We start from the raw sequence: 2,208 nt of genomic DNA on the forward strand, positions 1-2,208 counted from the left end.
CTATCAGCTATAGATTAGCGATTATTGCTAGATATAGGCTAAATACTCGTGAGTAATGACTCAGTCCCTCAAATAAGCTTTAAAAGGTAATGTAAACCATGACAACAGCAATAGATTATTATTTTACTAACCTTTCTCCTTATGCCTATTTAGGCCATAACACCTTTATCTCGTTGGCTGAACAGCACAAAGCTACTATCAACTATAAGCCAATTAAACTGGCAAAATTGTTTGCTGAATTAGGTGTATTACCGGTAAAACAACGCCCGCAAGCTCGACAAGACTATCGCTTGATTGAGTTAGCTCGCTGGTCAACAAAGCGCAAATTAAGCCTTAATCTGCAACCCGCTTTTTTCCCCGCAGACCCAGGTTTAGCCGACAGATGTACTATTGTGTTGCAGCAAGCTGGCCAAGATGTCAGTGAGTTTGTCGCCAATGTTCTAGCCGCGTGTTGGGCAAAAGATCAAAACATTGCAGATGAAGCAGTTATCAGACAAATATTAACGTCGCTCAATGTCGAAGCCGACAGTGTTATTCTGCAAGCATTGTCAGCCGAAATTGAAGCAATATATCAGTCTAATACCATAGATGCTATTGAAAAAGGTGTGTTGGGTGTGCCGACCTATGTTTATCAAAATGAGCCATTCTGGGGACAAGATAGACTGGATTTACTCAACGATAAGTTGTGTGGGTAACGTTATTAGGTGAAACCTCAAGCAAGGTTGCAGTGATTATTTACTGCAACCTTTACAGATGTCATTCAACAACTCATTTTCAACAACTAACGTTCAGCAATTAACTGCCAATAATCAATCATCATTAGCTGTTTACGGGGTGCTAATTTGCGGTTTTTAGAACCAATAACCATGGCTATAAATAAGCATTAATTGATAGCCATTATGGTTGAGTATTTTTATTTCAACGCAAAATAACAACCCATTATTTTAACTTTGTGATACCAATTAGAACCGCAATAATACCACCAGCCATACCTGCCCAAGCTTCAATTGGCGTATCACCACTTATAGCACGGGTAAGCTGAGAGCTTGCTGCATCATAAATGTTGTAGCCCCATAACGCTAAAAAAACACCTGCAATAACAAGTACAATCCCAATAATTTTACTATTCATTCTTACTCCAAACATTGATGTCGTGACAGCAGATGATGCCACAGTTGACTAGGTTACAGTTGGTTAGCTTAAGGTTGACTAGGTTACAGTGGAACGTGTTCAGTTGACAATGCCGTGGTTGAACACCAGCAACTCACGAAATTCATAACGGCTCTTTATACATACTCCCCAGATCAATCTCCAGGGAGAGAGTTGCTTTTACCGAGTCCATTTTAGTTAAATGGACTGACACACGTTAACCTGTTATTACGTTGAAAAATCTTTTTTACAGTGACTACATGACTACAGTGTGAATTTATTTCTAATCAGCTCTATTCGCTCGCGGTTAACCCCAAAGTCTGATTTTCCGATACGTGAAGCCGATCTGACATGGATGGTAATGCTATCCGATGCCGTTGACGGGAAATAAAATTCAACATCATCGACAAAGCGCATTATCTGAGAAGTAAACTCTACTCGAATATAATCATCCTCAACTACGACGATATTAGCTCGTTCTTCATCTTTTAGTACGTGTAAAATTTTCGCCTGCGCTTGCTGGCGTGTGCCGACGAACTCAATCGGTTGTATCGCGTGTTCTTCATCTGCAGCTGATTGTTGGCTATTGACGCAATTTGGCGATTCAGGACATGGCATTAACTGGCCATCATTAATGCCTAAAGTAGGCACCGTGCCAGAACAACCCATTAATAGCATCATGCTAAGTGTTAACATTGAAATCTGTTTGTACATTATTAATATCCTTTTATTTATTTTCACGGTGACCATAACTCAATACTCGGGTTATTTGCCATTTGTCGTCTACTTTACGCCAAACCATGACAAAGTCAGCTTTACCTTCACATTGGTTGGTTTTATTTTGACAAAAGATATGTACCCCTTCGGTAATCGCACCAAAATCTTTAATCGAGTGGACGTTAAAAGAGCCCTCAACTAACTTCCGAGTGTAATGACCACAGGCATTATTTTTAGTATTGGCAATCATGCTGTCACGGTCCCACGTTACCCCACCATTATCATGATAAAACTCAACATCCGCTGCAAAAAAGCTTGCGTGCTTATCTAGCTCTTGCGGAC

4 protein-coding genes are annotated in these 2,208 nt (G+C 40.2%); 1 reads left to right on the forward strand and 3 read right to left on the reverse strand.

Annotated elements, in window-relative coordinates; all coding sequences use genetic code 11:
• The first annotated feature begins 98 nt into the window (after window positions 1–98).
• Complete coding sequence (locus H5202_RS20945; RefSeq protein ID WP_182773761.1) at window positions 99–695, forward strand: 2-hydroxychromene-2-carboxylate isomerase; 597 nt, start codon at window positions 99–101, stop codon at window positions 693–695.
• Window positions 696–939: 244 nt separating this feature from the next.
• On the opposite strand, the gene H5202_RS20950 is transcribed toward H5202_RS20945, so the two are convergent.
• The 3 genes from H5202_RS20950 to H5202_RS20960 all read right to left on the reverse strand — a co-directional run.
• On the reverse strand, window positions 940–1,131 hold the full coding sequence (locus H5202_RS20950; protein WP_182773762.1) for a DUF3185 family protein: 192 nt from the start codon (window positions 1,129–1,131) through the stop codon (window positions 940–942).
• A 282-nt stretch (window positions 1,132–1,413) separates the two neighbouring features.
• Window positions 1,414–1,863 carry a DUF1499 domain-containing protein gene (locus tag H5202_RS20955; RefSeq protein ID WP_182773763.1) on the reverse strand — a complete coding sequence of 150 codons (450 nt, stop codon included), beginning with the start codon at window positions 1,861–1,863 and terminating at the stop codon, window positions 1,414–1,416.
• 13 nt (window positions 1,864–1,876) lie between these two features.
• On the reverse strand, window positions 1,877–2,208 hold a 332-nt coding region (locus tag H5202_RS20960), incomplete at its 5' end, for a nuclear transport factor 2 family protein (protein ID WP_182773764.1).

The sequence above is a fragment of the Shewanella sp. SG41-4 genome, from assembly GCF_014164505.1.
In the GTDB taxonomy this organism is placed as follows: Bacteria; Pseudomonadota; Gammaproteobacteria; order Enterobacterales; family Shewanellaceae; genus Shewanella.

Bases quoted from the DNA above. Each gene is read 5' to 3' on its own strand.
- H5202_RS20945 (WP_182773761.1), top strand. From the start codon at position 99: ATGACAACAGCAATAGATTATTATTTTACTAACCTTTCTCCTTATGCC.
- H5202_RS20950 (WP_182773762.1), bottom strand. From the start codon at position 1,131: ATGAATAGTAAAATTATTGGGATTGTACTTGTTATTGCAGGTGTTTTT.
- H5202_RS20955 (WP_182773763.1), bottom strand. From the start codon at position 1,863: ATGTACAAACAGATTTCAATGTTAACACTTAGCATGATGCTATTAATG.